The sequence below is a fragment of the Nonomuraea glycinis genome (assembly GCF_014646515.1).
Taxonomy (GTDB): domain Bacteria; phylum Actinomycetota; class Actinomycetes; order Streptosporangiales; family Streptosporangiaceae; genus Nonomuraea; species Nonomuraea glycinis.
This window is the reverse complement of sequence record NZ_BMNK01000026.1, coordinates 31,236-45,962: the sequence shown is the minus strand read 5'-3', so window position 1 is coordinate 45,962 and position 14,727 is coordinate 31,236. Positions and strand designations below refer to the sequence as shown.

At 70.8% G+C, this 14,727-nt stretch carries 14 protein-coding genes and 1 tRNA gene; 7 read left to right on the top strand and 8 right to left on the bottom strand.

The features are described from left to right. The first annotated feature begins 158 nt into the window (after positions 1-158). Positions 159-3,365, top strand: a complete 3,207-nt coding sequence (locus tag IEY87_RS43230) for a GH92 family glycosyl hydrolase (protein ID WP_189144710.1) — start codon at positions 159-161, stop codon at positions 3,363-3,365. 4 nt (positions 3,366-3,369) lie between these two features. On the opposite strand, the gene IEY87_RS43225 is transcribed toward IEY87_RS43230, so the two are convergent. The 7 genes from IEY87_RS43225 to IEY87_RS43195 all read right to left on the bottom strand — a co-directional run bounded on the left by IEY87_RS43225 (position 3,370) and on the right by IEY87_RS43195 (position 8,214). After that, positions 3,370-4,278 (bottom strand): SMP-30/gluconolactonase/LRE family protein, encoded by a 909-nt coding sequence (locus IEY87_RS43225; RefSeq protein WP_189144709.1) that lies wholly within the window; start codon positions 4,276-4,278, stop codon positions 3,370-3,372. Between the two features lie 130 nt (positions 4,279-4,408). Further along, positions 4,409-4,481, bottom strand: a tRNA-Ala gene (locus IEY87_RS43220). Between the two features lie 64 nt (positions 4,482-4,545). Continuing rightward, positions 4,546-5,310, bottom strand: coding sequence for an alanyl-tRNA editing protein (locus IEY87_RS43215; RefSeq protein WP_225278222.1), 765 nt, complete (start codon positions 5,308-5,310; stop codon positions 4,546-4,548). A gap of 70 nt (positions 5,311-5,380) precedes the next feature. Next, on the bottom strand, positions 5,381-6,601 hold the full coding sequence (locus tag IEY87_RS43210) for a CynX/NimT family MFS transporter (RefSeq protein WP_189144752.1): 1,221 nt from the start codon (positions 6,599-6,601) through the stop codon (positions 5,381-5,383). A gap of 197 nt (positions 6,602-6,798) precedes the next feature. After that, a complete protein-coding gene (locus IEY87_RS43205) occupies positions 6,799-7,443 on the bottom strand; it encodes an SRPBCC family protein (protein ID WP_189144707.1) in 645 nt (214 codons plus the stop codon). A gap of 31 nt (positions 7,444-7,474) precedes the next feature. Next, a complete protein-coding gene (locus IEY87_RS43200; RefSeq protein ID WP_189144706.1) occupies positions 7,475-7,852 on the bottom strand; it encodes a hypothetical protein in 378 nt (125 codons plus the stop codon). Then, positions 7,849-8,214 (bottom strand): hypothetical protein, encoded by a 366-nt coding sequence (locus IEY87_RS43195; protein ID WP_189144705.1) that lies wholly within the window; start codon positions 8,212-8,214, stop codon positions 7,849-7,851. The genes IEY87_RS43200 and IEY87_RS43195 overlap by 4 nt, the downstream gene beginning before the upstream one ends. A gap of 74 nt (positions 8,215-8,288) precedes the next feature. Here IEY87_RS43195 and IEY87_RS43190 point away from each other — a divergent pair, with 74 nt between their 5' ends. From IEY87_RS43190 to IEY87_RS43170, 5 genes are all read left to right on the top strand, one after another. Beyond that, on the top strand, positions 8,289-8,783 hold the full coding sequence (locus IEY87_RS43190) for a 2-thiouracil desulfurase family protein (RefSeq protein ID WP_189144704.1): 495 nt from the start codon (positions 8,289-8,291) through the stop codon (positions 8,781-8,783). Between the two features lie 165 nt (positions 8,784-8,948). Beyond that, positions 8,949-10,319 (top strand): Dyp-type peroxidase, encoded by a 1,371-nt coding sequence (locus IEY87_RS43185; protein ID WP_189144703.1) that lies wholly within the window; start codon positions 8,949-8,951, stop codon positions 10,317-10,319. Positions 10,320-10,422: 103 nt separating this feature from the next. Continuing rightward, a complete protein-coding gene (nhaA, locus tag IEY87_RS43180; protein WP_189144702.1) occupies positions 10,423-12,222 on the top strand; it encodes a Na+/H+ antiporter NhaA in 1,800 nt (599 codons plus the stop codon). After that, positions 12,197-12,793: a hypothetical protein gene (locus tag IEY87_RS43175; protein WP_189144701.1), complete on the top strand. Its 597-nt coding sequence runs from the start codon at positions 12,197-12,199 to the stop codon at positions 12,791-12,793. Before nhaA ends, IEY87_RS43175 begins: the two co-directional genes overlap by 26 nt. Positions 12,794-12,848: 55 nt before the next feature. Beyond that, entirely contained in the window at positions 12,849-13,166 is a 318-nt protein-coding gene (locus IEY87_RS43170; RefSeq protein WP_189144700.1) for a hypothetical protein, read from the top strand. On the opposite strand, the gene IEY87_RS43165 is transcribed toward IEY87_RS43170, so the two are convergent. Beyond that, positions 13,153-13,617, bottom strand: coding sequence for a hypothetical protein (locus IEY87_RS43165; protein WP_189144699.1), 465 nt, complete (start codon positions 13,615-13,617; stop codon positions 13,153-13,155). The two genes, IEY87_RS43170 and IEY87_RS43165, sit on opposite strands and share 14 nt — an antisense overlap. A 44-nt stretch (positions 13,618-13,661) precedes the next feature. Between IEY87_RS43165 and IEY87_RS43160 the strand changes: the two genes are divergently transcribed. Beyond that, a complete protein-coding gene (locus IEY87_RS43160) occupies positions 13,662-14,699 on the top strand; it encodes a helix-turn-helix transcriptional regulator (protein WP_189144698.1) in 1,038 nt (345 codons plus the stop codon). Positions 14,700-14,727: the final 28 nt, after the last annotated feature.

Genomic DNA, 14,727 nt, shown 5'->3' with positions numbered 1-14,727 from the left:
TCCCAAGGGCACCCACCGAATGTGTCAACGGTCCCCCTGGCCGCCAACCCCTATTCGCACCTGCGGCGATGGCAACTTGTGCACGCCGTTTTCGCTCGTTGACCGGGGTGACAGGGCGGGATTCGATATCACGATCTCACTTCCGAAAGGTGTGCGACATGTCTCCATGGTCGTTACCGATCGTCACCACCTTGCTGATCGCCACCGTGCTCCCTCCCGGAGCCGCGGCGATCGCCGATCCCGAGACCGCGACGGCGCACGACCCGGCCGCCCTGGTCAATGTCTTCCACGGCACGAAGGAGGCCGCGTCCGACTTCGGTCACGGCGGCGGCGGAGGCATGACCTTCCCCGGCGCCGTCCTCCCGTTCGGCATGATGCAGTGGAGCCCTGACACGGTCGAGGACGCCGGCGGCGGCTACCGCTGGGAGGACGACCGGTTGCGCGGCTTCTCCATGACCCACATCTCGGGGCCGGGGTGCACCGGCGCGCAGGACTTCCCCGTGATGCCCTTCTCCGGAAAAATCGGCCGATCGCCGGCGACGCACGGGATGGACTACGTCCAGTCCTTCAAGCACGCCAACGAGCAGGCCTCGCCCGGTTCGTACGCCGTCACCATGGACTCCGGCGTCAAGGCCGACCTGTCGGTCAGCATGCGGGCGGGCGTCGGCCGGTTCACCTTCCCCAAGGACAAGCCGGCCACGCTGCTGCTGAACACGAGCGGCTCGATCAACGGCGTGGACGACGGCGAGACCCGGATCAGCGGCGACACCGTCGAGGGCTGGGTGCAGACCGGTGGCTTCTGCGGCCCCCCGACGCGCTACAAGGTCTACTTCCACGCCACCTTCGACCGGCCGATCACCGGCTTCGGCACCTGGAAGGACGACCAGGTGCTGCCGGGCACGCGATCCGTCGAGAACGCCTCCAAGGCCAAGGTGCGGGGCCACGTCGTCACCTCCGACGACGTCGTGGTGAACGGGCCGGGCTCGGGCGCGTACCTGGAGTTCGACTCCGCCGCGCCGGTGCAGATGCGCGTCGGCCTGTCGTACGTCAGCGTCGACGGCGCCCGGAACAACCTGCGGACCGAGATCGCCGCCAAGAACCTGGAGCAGGTGGCGGCCGAGGCCGGCGCCGTCTGGAACAAGCGCCTCGGCCAGGTGACGATCAGCGGCGGCAGCGACGCCCAGCGGCGCACCTTCTACAGCAACCTCTACCACGCGCTGCTCCAGCCGTACGTCTTCGAGGACGCCGACGGCACCTACGTCGGCTCCGACTACAAGCCACGCACCGTGAAACCGGGACACCATCACTACGCGACCTTCTCCGGCTGGGACGTCTACCGCAGCGAGGTCCAGCTGCTGGCACTGCTCGCACCGGACGTGGCCGGCGACATCGCGCAGTCGATGTACGCCAACGCGCAGGCACTCGGCAACGTGTGGGACCGCTGGTCGCACCAGAACGCGGTCACCGGCGTCATGGTGGGCGATCCGTACCATGTGATCCTCTCCACCGTGTACGCCTTCGGGGCGCGTGACTTCGAGGCCGCGGACGCGCTGAAGGCGATGGCCGCCGCCGCCCGGCGCAGCGGCCCGATGGACATCGGCCACCCGCTGCTGGCCTACGACGAGCGGCCCGGAAACGCCGCCTACATGGCCAAGGGGTATGTGCCGTCGGACCCGTCCGCGACCCTGGAGTACGGCGTGGCCGACTTCGGCATCGCCCAGCTCGCCGCCCGGCTCGGCGACCAGCGGACGCGGGCGGAGTTCATGAAGCGGGCGCAGGCGTGGCAGCACCTGTACAACGCGGGCAACGACTGGATCCAGCCTCGGATGGGCGAGGGCTCGTTCAAGGCGCCCTTCGACCCGGCCGCCGCGGACGTCTACATGGAGGGCAACGGGGCGCAGTACCACTGGCTGGTGCCGCACAACGCGCGCGGCCTGTTCACCGCGATGGGCGGCACCGGCAAGGCGGTGGCGCGGCTGGACGACTACTTCACCGAGCTGAACGCCGGACCGCACCGCGCGTACGCCTACCTCGGCAACGAGGTCGCCCTGCAGTCGCCGTGGCTGTACGCGTGGGCCGGCCAGCCGTACAAGACGCAGGAGGTCGTACGGCGGACGCAGAAGGAGCTGTTCGGCCCCGGCGCCGACGGGCTGGTCGGCAACGACGACCTGGGCACGATGGGCGCCTGGTACGTGTGGTCGGCCATGGGCCTGTTCCCGGCGATCCCCGGCCGGGCCGAGCTGCTGGTGCACACGCCGCTGTTCGACCGGATCACCATCGACCGGCCCGGCGGCGACATCGTGATCAACGCGCCCGGCGCCGGTGGCGGTTACGTCCAGGCGCTGCGGGTCGACGGCGCCTCGACCTCCCGGGCGTGGCTGCCGGAGACGTTCGCCACCCGGGGCGGGCGGCTGGACTTCAAGGTGGGCACCACACCGAACCGGACTTTCGGCGCGAACCCGGCCGACGCGCCGCCGTCGTTCGACGAGGGCGGCGAGCCGTACCTGCTCGGGCTGGACCCGGGGAGCGGACCGGTGGCGCCGGGCGGCACGTTCGACGCCAACCTCACCGTGCGCTCCCTGGACCGGGCCGCCACGGTCGCGTGGCGCGCCACCCCGCCCGCGGGGATCACCGTCTCACCGTCGAGCGGCACCCTGCGGGTGCCCGCCAAGGGCGCCGTGACCACGAAGGTCAGGGTCACCGTGCGCCCGGACGTGGCGCTCGGCTTCCACACCGTGCCGATCGTCGCGGGCGAGGCCACCGGCGGCATCCGGCTCAACGTGGCCGAGCGCGGCACGCTGGCGTGGCATGCGAACAACGCCGGCATCGGCGACGCCGCGGCTCCTGACGAGGCCAACATCGACGGGCCCGGGTTCAGCTTCTCCGCGCAGGCGCTGGCCGACGTGGGGATCGAGCCCGGCGGCAGCGTCGACTGGAAGGGCTTCACCTTCACCTGGCCGGACCGCAGGCCGGGCGAGTGGGACAACCTGCGGCCGGGCACCGCGCCGATCGAGGTGGCCGCGCCCGACGGGGCGAGCAAGATCGCCTTCCTCGGCGCGGGGGTCAACGGCTGGCCCGAGTCGAAGGTCACGATCACCTACACGGACGGCTCGACGAGCACCGGCAAGCTGGGACTCAGCGAGTGGATCCTGGACTTCGGCGGCGAGCCGCCCGCGTTCGGCAACGAGATCGTGGCCGGCACGCCGTACCGGCTCTTCTGGGGCTCTTGGGCGCTCCAGCCGATCGGCGCGCACATGTTCGCGGCGCAGCCGATCGCGCTGGATCCGGCGAAAAAGGTGGCTAGCCTGACCTTCGCCCCGGCGGAGGACGGCGAGCTGCACCTGTTCGCCTGGGCCTTCTCCTGACGGCTCAGGGAGCCCAGACGGGCCGGGCGCCCCGGATGTTCAGCATGACGGAGTAGAGGGACGTGGTCGCCGTGATGAACACCCGGTTGCGCTTGGGCCCGCCGAAGACCAGGTTGGAGACGCTCTCCGGCAGGATCAGCCTGCCGAGGAGCGTCCCGTCCGGGTCGTAGCAGTGCACCGAGGAGCCGACCGCGGCCCACACGCGGCCCGCGTCGTCCAGGCGCAGGCCGTCGTAGCTGCCCTCGCCGCTGTGCTCGGCGAACACCCGGCCGCCCGCCAGCGTGCCGTCGTCGCGCACATCGAAGATCCGGATGTGGCGCTCCTCCGTGTCGGTGACGAGCAGGCTCCTCTCGTCCAGGGAGAAGGCCAGCCCGTTGGGCCGGCTGAAGTCGCCCGCGGCCAGACTCGTCCGGCCGCTGAGCGGGTCGATCCGGTAGACGTGGCAGCCGTCGACCTCCTGCTCGGCCCGGTGCCCTTCGTAGTCGCCCAGGATGCCGTACGGCGGGTCGGTGAACCAGATCGACCCGTCGGAGCGGACCACGACGTCATTGGGGCTGTTGAGGCGGTCGCCCTGCCAGCGGTCGGCCAGCGTGGTGACCGACCCGTCATGCTCGGTCCTGGTCACCCGGCGCGCGCCGTGCTCGCAGGAGATCAGCCTGCCCTCCCGGTCGAGGGTGTTGCCGTTGACGTAGCCGGACGGCTGTCGGAACGGCGCCACCGTGCCCGTCTGCTCGTCCCAGCGCAGCAGCCGGTCGTTGGGGATGTCGCTCCACACCAGGAAGCGGCCGGCCGGGAAGTAGACCGGCCCCTCCGCCCAGCGGGTGCCTCGATAGAGGCGCTCGACGTGCTTGTCCCCGCTGACGGCGGCGATGCGCTTGTCGAATGCCTCGAACTCCACAGGAATGAGATCCATGATGTACGGCCTCCCTCGGCTACGAGGGTTCATTCATAGCAAGATCACCGGTCGTGCACCAAGGACCTCAGGGGGGCCGGTCGACGGATAGGGGTGCCGACCCCTATCCACGCGGCGAGAACATCGAGGGTGGAGCTATGGGGATTCGAACCCCAGACCTCCTCCATGCCATGGAGGCGCGCTACCAACTGCGCCATAGCCCCTTGTGATGCGCCGCCAAGTGTATCGGAATCTTGGCACCGTCGCGTCACCCGCCCGGGGCGGCCCTCAAGGCGTCACGGTGGTGCGCATGGACAGCGACTGCCCGTCCCCGTCCAGGATCAGCTCCACCGTCACCCCGCCCAGCTCGGCGGCGTCGCGCACGTGGGTGCCGCCGCACGGGATCGACGCCTCGCCCTCCGGCAGCGCGCAGTGCCAGGTGCGGCGGGCGGTGAGCTCGGGGCCCGGCACGTCGATCCGGACCGGGGCGCCGGCCGTCACCCACGCCTGAAGCCGCTCGTTCACCTCGCGCCCGACCTCGGCGACGTCCAGCCCTTCGGCGGTGAACCCCTTCTTGCGCAGCGACTTGCCGAGCCGGTACTCGTCCGCGCTGGCGTGCGGCGTGATCCGCGACGAGGTGATCGCGCTCTGGTCGAAGTCGGGGTGCCCGAGCGCGTCGAGCCTCGCCTCCTTGCGCCACCGCCCGGCCAGGGCCGCGTTGAGCGCGAGGGCGGCGAGGTGGCAGGCGGTGTGCCCGGCCGACAGGGCGGCCCGGTGGCCGGCATCGACCTCCAGCTCCACCTCGGCGCCGACGGCCAGGGGGTCGCCGGTCACGTGCACGACCAGCCAGTCCCAGCCGTCCGCGCCGCGCCGTACCGGAATGTCGCCGCCCAGGAGGATCTCGCCGTCGGCGGCGCGCGCGCCCGTCACGCAGTCGAGGACGGGCAGGCCCCCGATGACGCCGCGGTCGGCGGGCTGGTCGGGCCAGGTGTGGTCGAGGGGGTGGAAGGGCGTCTCGGAGGCGACGAGCCCGTGCCGGCCCCCTACCGGCACGGACCCGACGATCTGGGCACGGCCACTGACATGACCGTGGGGAAAGGTGACGACTGTCGATTTCACGGTGTCATCCTGGCAGAGGCGCTTTCCGCTCGTCCTCCAGATAACGCTCGCGTCCCGCGTACAGGCCGGTCAGGAGCTGCACGAGGAGCACGGCGAAGATCAGCGTGTACGGCACCGCCCAGCCGCCGCTCGTCTCCCGGAGCACGCCCACGAGGAGGGGCCCGGCGCCGGCGATGAGGTAGCCGGCGCTCTGCCCGAAGGCGGACAGGCCGGCGGTCGCCTCGGGCGTGCGGGTGCGCAGCGCGAGCATCATGAGCGCCAGCGGGAACGAGCCCATGCCGATCGCCACGAACCCCACCCAGACCAGCGCGGTCGAGGCGGGCGCGGCCCACAGCCCGGCGAAGCCGATGGCGTAGGCCACGACGAGGCCGATGACGACGGGGCGCTGGTCGCGGAAGCGCGAGGCGATGACCGGCACCAGGATGGTGACCGGGATGTTCAGCGCGGTGAACGCGCCGAGGATCGCCCCGGCCCGGTCAGGGGTGTAGCCGCCGTCGGTGAGGATGGTGGCGAGCCAGCCGAACATGATGTAGGCGATCATGGACTGGGTGCCGAAGTAGATCGCGACCGTCCAGGCCAGCTTGCTCCTGGCGAGCCGGCGGATGCCGGACTCCGACTGGGCGGCGCGCCGTTCCGGCTCACTGCGCAGCAGCATGAGCCAGGGAACGACGGCGACGGCGGCCAGCGCCGCCCACACGCCGAGCGCGATGTGCCAGTCGCCGGACGCGCGCTCGATCGGCACGGTGGCCGCGGCGGCGAGCATGGTGCCGACGGCCAGCGCCGTGGTGTAGACGGTGGTCATGATCCCGATGCGCGCCGGGAAGTGGCGCTTGATCAGCGTGGGGATGAGCACGTTGCCGACGGCCCCGCCGGACAGCGCGACGGCGCTGCTGATCAGGAACACCGGCGCGGAGCCGACGAGCGACCGGACGAGCATGCCGACGCCGAGCGTGACCAGCGCGAGCAGCAGCAGCCGGTGCTCGCCGACGCGGCGGGCCAGCGTGGGCGTCACCGCGCCGACCGTGGCGAAGGCCAGCACCGGTAGCGTGGTGAGCAGGCCGGCGCCGGCACTGGTCATGCCGAGCGCGGTGGACAGCTGGTCGAGCAGCGGGCCGACGCTGGTCACGGCGGTGCGCAGGTTGAGCGCGGCGAGGACGATTCCGAGCACGAGAAGCCAGGCGAGGGACGTGGTTCTGCCTCGTGGGGCTTGGGTGAGCACGGTCATGCCGGGAGTGTCCTCCACTCATCAAATCATGGGATGAATTACATCCTAACAGCCCCCGAAAAGGGACAGTTATTCCCAGGCATGACGAAAGCCCCCGGCGAGCGCCGAGGGCTTTCGCGTGACCTACAGGACCGGCCGGGGTCCCTGGGCTTTCGCGCGATCTACAGGCCAGGGTCCCTTCAGGGCTTTCGTGTGACCTACAGGACCGGCCGGGGTGCCTGGGGCGGCTCGTCGCGCGGCGACACCGGGCTGGGAGGCGGCAGCGTGCCCTCCCGGGGGAAGCCGCCGCCGCCGATCGTGCCGGGCGGCACGGGCCGGTCGGTGACCCCGCCGCTGGAGCCGGGCTGGTGCGAGCCGGGCAGGTCGCCGCTGCCGGGGCCGTACTGGTGCGGGCCGGGCACGTCGCCGCGCCACGCGCCGGTCTCGCCGCCGCGCGACTCGATGAACGTCTTGAAGCGTTCCATGTCACCCTTGACCCGCAGCTTGACGATCTGCAGCCAGTCGCCGGCCTTCTCGACGAACCCGTCGGGGTCGTACTCCATCTGGAGCGTGACCCTGGTGGTCTCGGGGTTGAGCCGGTGGAAGGTGACCACACCCGACTGGTGCGGCTTGTCGATCGACCGCCAGGCGATGCGCTCGTCCGGGTGCTGCTCCGTGATCTCGGCCTCGAACTCGCGCTTCACACCGGCGATCTCGGTGATCCAGTACGTGCGCGTGTCGGTGACCTGTTTGATGGATTCGACGCCTTCCATGAACTCCGGAAAGCTCTCGAACTGGGTCCACTGGCCGTACGCGACCTTGACGGGGACGTTGACGTCTACGGAGTGTTCGATCGTACTCATGAAAGTAATCGCTGCCCCTGCGATCGCGCCGTTAACGTCGGCGCAGCAGCCAGTAGAGGCCCACGAGGGGCAGCACCAGGGGAATGTACAGGTAGCCGCTGCCGAAGCCCGACCAGACGGTGTCGTCGGGGAAGGCCGCCGGGACGAGCAGGCTGACCGTGCCGATGACGAGCACCCCGGCCAGCTCGATGCCCAGCGCCACGAGCGCCACCCGGCGCGCCCCGCGCGCGAGGGCGACGGTGAGCAGCACGTAGACCAGCGCGGCGAACGCCGACAGCGTGTACGCCAGCGGCGCCTCGCCGAACCTGGTGAGGATCTGCACGGTGGCGCGCGCCCCCGCGGCGAGCGCGAACAGCCCGTAGACGGCGATGAGCGCGCGGCCGGGCCCCGCGCCGAGCGCGTCGCTCACCCAGCCCCCTGCCAGATCTGCAGCAGCCGCCCCGTCATCACCGCGACGGCGAACCCGGCCACGACCAGGATCGCCGGGCCCCACCTGCTCCGCTCGGCCAGCGCCAGCCCGACGCCCGCGACCGGGATGAGGGCCACCCCGGCGAGGTAGCCGAACAGCGTGGCGGCGCCGCCGGCCGCCTCCTGCCCGCCGGCCACGGCCGCGATCACCAGGCCGGCCTGGACCAGGATGGCCACTTCGAGCACGGCGAACGAGACGAGCAGGATCATGCCCATGGTCCGGTCGCGGATCGCGGTGATCAGGCTCGCCAGCGCGAGCAGCAGCGAGCCGACGATGACGATCGTGGCGACGGTGGTGTTCATCGGGGAGAAGGCTATCGCCCGGCCGGGTCGCCCTCGATCCCGTCCGGCACCGCGGCGCTCGTAGGATCGAAGGCGTGGAAAGGATCCTCGTCAGCGCCTGCCTGATGGGCCGGCGGGTCCGCTTTGACGGCGGCGCCAAGACCAGCTCCGACGAGCGGCTCGCCGCCTGGCTGCGGGAGGGCCGGCTGGTGCCGTTCTGCCCTGAGGTCGAGGGCGGGCTGGGCATTCCGCGGCCCGCCGCGGAGATCGAGGGCGGGGCGGGCGGCGCGGCGGTGCTGTCCGGGGCGGCCCGCGTGCTCGCCGCCGACGGCTCCGACGTCACGGCCGCGTTCGTGTCGGGCGCGCGGGCCGCGCTGGAGGCCGCCCGCGCCTGCGGCACCCGGCTCGCGGTGCTGAAGGAGGGCAGCCCGTCGTGCGGCGCCCTGACGATCTATGACGGTACGTTCAGCGGCCGGCGCACCGCTGGTCAGGGCGTGACGACCGCGCTGCTGGAGGGCGCGGGCATTCGCGTGTTCACCGAGGATCGGGTCGACGACGCGGCCGCCTACCTGCGCGCCCTGGAGCCGTAGAACGCGCTTTTCAGAAAAATCCTCGTGTTGAGAACCGACGCCCCAGAATCGCAGTCATAGATGTGGGACGCACCGCTGAACGTGGGTCGAACGCTGCTGACACCCCGTGCCGGTGCGACCGGGGGCCCGGGAAACCACCGGAACACGGGGAGAGGACACTCGGCGATGCCAGTCGATCTGACCAGCGAACAACCCTTGGCCTGGGATTCGGCCACGCTCGACGCGGACACCAAGAAGATGCTCGACAACCTGCAGCCGAACATTCTGAAGGCGCACGTACGCGAGCACCTGTCCGTGCTGTTCGTCCGTTTCAACGACATCACGGCGGGCCGGCGCTATCTCCGGAAAATCGCCGAGACGAAGATGAAGTCGGCGCGCCGGCACCTCGAAGAGGTCCGGGACTTCACCACGAAGGGCCGCCAGGGCACCCCCTACGTGGGCCTCGGCATCAGCAAGGCCGGCTACCGCGACCTCGGTCACCCGGTCGAGGACATGCGCCTGTTCGGTGACCCGGCCTTCCGCGACGGCATGAAGCGCCGCGTCGCCGAGGTCCAGGACCCGCCGGTCGAGGAGTGGGACAAGGCCTACCAGCGGGAGATCCACGCCGTCATCCTCATCGGCGCCGCCGAGCGCGAGCCGGTCGAGGCGCTGCGCAGGGAGCTGATCCGCGACCTGCCCCCCAGCGCCAGGCTGCTGGGCGAGGAGACGGGGCAGGGCATGCGCAACCCGGCGGGCGACGGCATCGAGCACTTCGGTTACGTCGACGGCCGCAGCCAGCCGCTGTTCCTGAAGGACGAGGTGGACAAGGAGCCCAGGGAGCATTGGGATCCGGCGTTCCCGCTGAGCAACGTCCTGGTCGCCGACCCGCTGGCGGCCGATCCCGGGACCCACTTCGGCAGCTACTTCGTCTTCCGCAAGCTGGAGCAGAACGTCCGCGCCTTCAAGGAGATCGAGCAGGAGCTGGCCGACGACCTCGACCTGGAGGACGCCGACCGCGCCCGCGCGGGCGCCATGCTCGTCGGCCGCTTCAAGGACGGCACCCCCGTCACCCTGCACGGCGAGGCGGGCGGCGGCACGGTCGTCAACGACTTCACCTTCGACGCCGACGAGGGTGGCAAGTGCCCGTTCAGCGGCCACGTCAGGAAGACCAACCCGCGCTCGCACAGCCGCAACGTGATCATGGCCAGGCGCGGTCAGACGTACGGGCAGCGCGACGACGACCCGTGGGACGACGCACCGCCGCAGTCGCGCCCCAGCGGTGAGGTGGGCCTGCTGTTCATGGCGTTCAACAGCAGCCTTCAGGACCAGTTCGAGTTCACCCAGCAGAACTGGGCGAACAACCCCGGCTTCGAGGTCTTCGGCACCGGCCACGACCCGATCATCGGCCAGGGCGAACGGGACATCAAGGTCACCTTCCCCAAGGCGTGGGGCAAGCCCGGAATGTCGCCGCCACAGCGCCAGGTGGCCCAGACCGTCACCATGAAGGGCGGCGAGTACTTCTTCATGCCCTCCCTGGCCTACCTGCGCGCACTGTGATCCCGGGGCGCGCGGGACCTGCCCTCCCGCGCGCCCCTGCCGCCCTTCTCTGCTCCCGGTGAACGCCCTCTAAGATCGAGGGACTAAGGGGGCGGAAAGAACCATGTTGCGGGGATTTTTCAAGAACGAGGCGAGCAGCACCACCGTGTTGCTCGCCGCGACGGTCCTGGCGATGCTCTGGGCCAACTCCCCCTGGAGCGAGACCTACGAGGCCTTCTGGCACACCAGCATGGGGCTGTCCTTCGGCGACGCCTCCTTCTCCCTCGACCTGCGCCACTGGGTCAACGACGGGCTGATGACGCTCTTCTTCTTCGTCATCGGGCTGGAAGTCTCGTACGAGGTGCGGATGGGCCAGTTGCGGGACCGGCGGCTGATCGCGGTGCCCGCCATCGCGGCGCTCGGCGGGCTGCTCGTCCCCGCCGCCATCTACCTCGCCTTCAACGCGGGCGGGCCCGGCGCCGTCGGCTGGGGCGTGCCGATCGCCACCGACACCGCGTTCGTGCTCGGCCTGCTGGCCGTGGTGGGCGCCCGCTGTCCCGAGCCGCTCAGGGCGTTCCTGCTCACGCTGGCCATCGTGGACGACATCCTGGCCATCATGGTCGTGGCGATCTTCTACACGGAGAGCCTGTCGATCCCCTCACTGATCACCGCCGCCGCCCTGCTGGCCGCGATCATGACGCTGCGCTGGCTGAAGATCTGGCGCGCGCCCGCGTACATCGTGCTGGGGTTCGGGCTGTGGCTGGCGACGCTGGAGAGCGGCGTGCATCCCACCCTGGTGGGCATCGCGCTGGGCGTCCTGGTGTTCGTGTACGCGCCCAGCGACCACAAGCTGCTGCGGGCCGGCGAGGCGGTGCAGGAGTTCACCAGCTCCCCCAGCCCCGCGGCGGCGGCCCAGGCCACCCGGCTGGTGCGGATGGCCGTCTCCGTCAACGAACGGCTGCAGATGCGGCTCCACCCGTGGACCGCGTTCGTCATCGTGCCCATCTTCGCGCTGGCCAACGCCGGGATCCGGCTGGACGCCGAGACGCTGCGCAACGCCGCCACCTCGCCCATCGCCATCGGCGTGGCGGTCGGCCTGCTGGCCGGCAAGCTCATCGGCATCACCATCGGCACCTGGCTGCCGCTCAGGCTCAACTGGGGCGTCCTGCCCGGCAACCTGGTGTGGGGCCAGCTCCTGGGCGGCGCGGCGGTGTCCGGCATCGGGTTCACGGTCGCGCTGTTCATCGTGGACCTGGCCTTCGAGGACCCGCGCCTGCACAGTGAGGCCAAGATCGGCATCCTGGTCGGGTCGCTGCTGGCGGCGCTGCTCGGCTGGATCGTCTTCCGGATGGCCTGGGACCGGGGCGGCGTCTGCGCCCCGCCGGACGCCGAGCCCGAGGAAGAGCTGCCCGTGCTGCTCAGCGAGCCCGTCGGGCCGGACGACCACATCCGCGGGCCGAAGAAGGCGGCCGTCACCCTCGTCGAGTACGGAGACTTCGAATGCCCCTACTGCGGGCGGCTGCACCCCATCCTTGAGACGCTGCGCCAGCGGCACAAGGACCTGCGGATCGTCTTCAGGCACTTCCCGCTGCGCACCCTGCACCCCCGTGCCGTGCCCGCCGCGATGGCCGCGCAGGCGGCCGCCGACTCCGGCAGGTTCTGGGAGATGCACGACATCCTCTTCGACAACCAGCGCTTCCTCACCGACGAGGACCTCGGCCGCTATGCCGACCAGCTCGATGTCGACCCGTGGTCCGAGATTCACCGCCACCAGACCAGGGTCGGCAGGGACGAGGCGTCGGGCCGCGCGAGCGGCGTGCGCGGCACCCCCACGCTCTTCATCAACGGCGTTCGCTATCAGGGCGGGCTGGACCTGGAGTCGATCAGCAAGGCGGTGGATGAAGCGCGGCCCCGACAACCGTAAGTCGCCCCACCGTCTGGAGACCTCCCGCAAGATGTTGAGCTATCTGATCCCCTCCCTCCTGTGCCTGGTGCCCGTCATCGGCATCGTGGTGACCGCGATGGCACGGCGCACCCATGGGCGCGCGGCGATCATCGGCATGCTGGGCTGCGTCGCGCTTCTGCTGAGCGCCCTGGCACAGGTCGGGCAGGCCATCCTTCTCGCGTCCATGTCTCCCAGGGACGGCTACACCGTCATCGCGGTCATGTCGCTGCTCATGACCGTGCTCAGCCTCACAGGGATCACTCTGCTGATCTGGGGCGTGGTCGCCCGCCGCCCGGCCGCCCAGCCACAGCCACCGGCCTGGCAGCCGTACGGACAACAGCCCAGCAGTCCGCAGCCGTACGCACAGCAGCCCGGCAGTCCGCAGCCGTACGCACAGCAGCCCAGCAGTCCGCAGCCGTACGCACAGCAGCCCAGCGGCCCGCAGCCGTACGGACAACAGCCCGGCGGTCCACAGCCGCATGGACAGCCGCTGCCGGGGCAGCAGCCATATGGTCGGCCACCCCAGCCGCCGTACGGCGGTCAGGGCTGACTCGCCGTAAATGTGGCAGTGTTAACTGAAATATCCACTCATGGTTGAAGGGTTCATGGATCCAGAGCAGCCCGATCCAGACCAGACCATCATGGTTCCCCGGAACGGCATGCCCCAGCAGCAGCCGGCACCCCCGGCCCCGCACGCCGGGTCGCTTGACCCCGCCCACACGCAACGCCTGCCGTACACCCCTGACATGCTCCCCGACGTGCCCGTCTACGAGGCGAAGCAGCCGCGGTCGGGCTGGTGGTGGCTGATCGTCGTGGGCGGGATCGCGCTGCTGGTGGCGGCGCTGGCCGTCGGCGTCGTGCTGTGGAGCAGCGGCAACAGCGACGCGGCCACCGGCGCGGCGGCCACGTTCACGCCTGGGTGAGATCCCTGGTGAAGTCCATGGTCCAGTTCGTCTCCCAGCTCTGCTCGCCGTCCACCGAGAAGGCCTGCTCCCAGCGGCAGGAGTCCGCGCCGAACACGGTCCAGATGAACCGGCAGCGCACCGGCGTGCCCTCGTAGGAGTCGTCGGCGTAGAACTCGCCCCGGTTCCCGTCGAAGGCGCCGACCATGGGCGGCAGGCCGAGCACGCCCGTGGCGCTGCTGGCCCAGTAGATGGACCACTGCCGCGTCTCGGGGTTGAAGATGCGCAGGGTCAGCCCGCTGAACCCCTTGGTGGGGAAGACGATCTCGTCGAAGTTCGCGGCGCCGTCGAAGTGGCGGGTGCCGACGGACCGGCCGGGGAACTCGTCCCAGTCGTCGCTGCCGACCAAGGCCTTGGCCAGTCGGCGGTTGGTGACGTTCCAGGTGCCTGCGAGGAAGTCGAAGTCGTTCATGAGAGAACCGTAGGGCAGGGTCACTGACAGGTAGTGTCAGTGTAATGCGCGCTTCTCGACTGGTTTCGATCTTGCTGCTGCTGCAGACGCGGGGCCTGATGACCGCCCAGGAGCTGGCCGGGCGGCTGGAGGTCTCGGTGCGGACCATCTACCGGGACATGGAGTCGCTGCACGCCGCCGGGATCCCGCTCTACGGCGACGCCGGTCCCAAGGGCGGCTACCGGCTGCTCGACGGCTACCGGACCAGGCTCACCGGGCTGACGACCGACGAGGCCGAGTCGCTGTTCCTGGCCGGGCTGCCGGGGCCGGCCGCCGAGCTGGGGCTGGGCGCGGTGGTGACGGCGGCCCAGCTCAAGCTGATGGCGGCGTTGCCGGTCGAGCTGCGCGACCGGGCCGGGCGGATCCAGGAGCGCTTCCACCTGGACGCCCCGACGTGGTATCGAGACTCCGAGCCGGTCAGCCACCTGCCCGCCGTGGCCGACGCCGTCTGGAACGAGCACCGGATCCAGGTGCGCTACCGCCGCTGGAAGGCGCCCCAGGAGGTGGAGCGCCGCCTGGAGCCGTACGGGCTGGTCGTCAAGGCCGGGCGGTGGTATTTGGTGGCCCGCAGCGGCGAGGACGTGCGCACCTACCGGGTGTCGCAGATCCTGGACCTGCACCCGCTGCCCGAGCGCTTCACCCGGCCGGACGACTTCGACCTGACGGCTTACTGGCAGGCCTACCTGGCGGAGTTCGAGGCCCGCCTGCGGCGCGGGGAGGCGGTGGTGCGACTGTCGCCGGGCGGGCTGGAGCGCCTGGCCAACCTCATGACGCCCGGCGTGGTGACGGCGGCCCGGCAGAGCGCGGAGCCGCCGGACGCGCAGGGCTGGACGCGGGTGACGGTGCCCATCGAGTCGATCGGCCACGCGGTGGGCGAGTTCCTCCGGCTCGGCGCCGACGCCGAAGTCCTCTCCCCCGCCGAGCTACGCGACCGCGTGGCCGCCACCGCCGAACAACTCACCCTGCTGTACGGGCCGGCACGCAAAACCCCAGACGACCTGGCCACCCCCGCCGAACAGGTCACCCCGCTCCACGAGTCATGACGTGAAACAGCCGGGCGGCCTGGCCGCC

What these genes read in the sequence shown, in the direction of transcription:
- IEY87_RS43230 (WP_189144710.1), top strand. Translation starts at nt 159, where the DNA reads ATGTCTCCATGGTCGTTACCGATCGTCACCACCTTGCTGATCGCCACC.
- IEY87_RS43225 (WP_189144709.1), bottom strand. Translation starts at nt 4,278, where the DNA reads ATGGATCTCATTCCTGTGGAGTTCGAGGCATTCGACAAGCGCATCGCC.
- IEY87_RS43210 (WP_189144752.1), bottom strand. Translation starts at nt 6,601, where the DNA reads ATGACCGTGCTCACCCAAGCCCCACGAGGCAGAACCACGTCCCTCGCC.
- IEY87_RS43205 (WP_189144707.1), bottom strand. Translation starts at nt 7,443, where the DNA reads ATGAGTACGATCGAACACTCCGTAGACGTCAACGTCCCCGTCAAGGTC.
- IEY87_RS43195 (WP_189144705.1), bottom strand. Translation starts at nt 8,214, where the DNA reads ATGAACACCACCGTCGCCACGATCGTCATCGTCGGCTCGCTGCTGCTC.
- IEY87_RS43185 (WP_189144703.1), top strand. Translation starts at nt 8,949, where the DNA reads ATGCCAGTCGATCTGACCAGCGAACAACCCTTGGCCTGGGATTCGGCC.
- nhaA (WP_189144702.1), top strand. Translation starts at nt 10,423, where the DNA reads ATGTTGCGGGGATTTTTCAAGAACGAGGCGAGCAGCACCACCGTGTTG.
- IEY87_RS43175 (WP_189144701.1), top strand. Translation starts at nt 12,197, where the DNA reads ATGAAGCGCGGCCCCGACAACCGTAAGTCGCCCCACCGTCTGGAGACC.
- IEY87_RS43170 (WP_189144700.1), top strand. Translation starts at nt 12,849, where the DNA reads ATGGATCCAGAGCAGCCCGATCCAGACCAGACCATCATGGTTCCCCGG.
- IEY87_RS43165 (WP_189144699.1), bottom strand. Translation starts at nt 13,617, where the DNA reads ATGAACGACTTCGACTTCCTCGCAGGCACCTGGAACGTCACCAACCGC.
- IEY87_RS43160 (WP_189144698.1), top strand. Translation starts at nt 13,662, where the DNA reads ATGCGCGCTTCTCGACTGGTTTCGATCTTGCTGCTGCTGCAGACGCGG.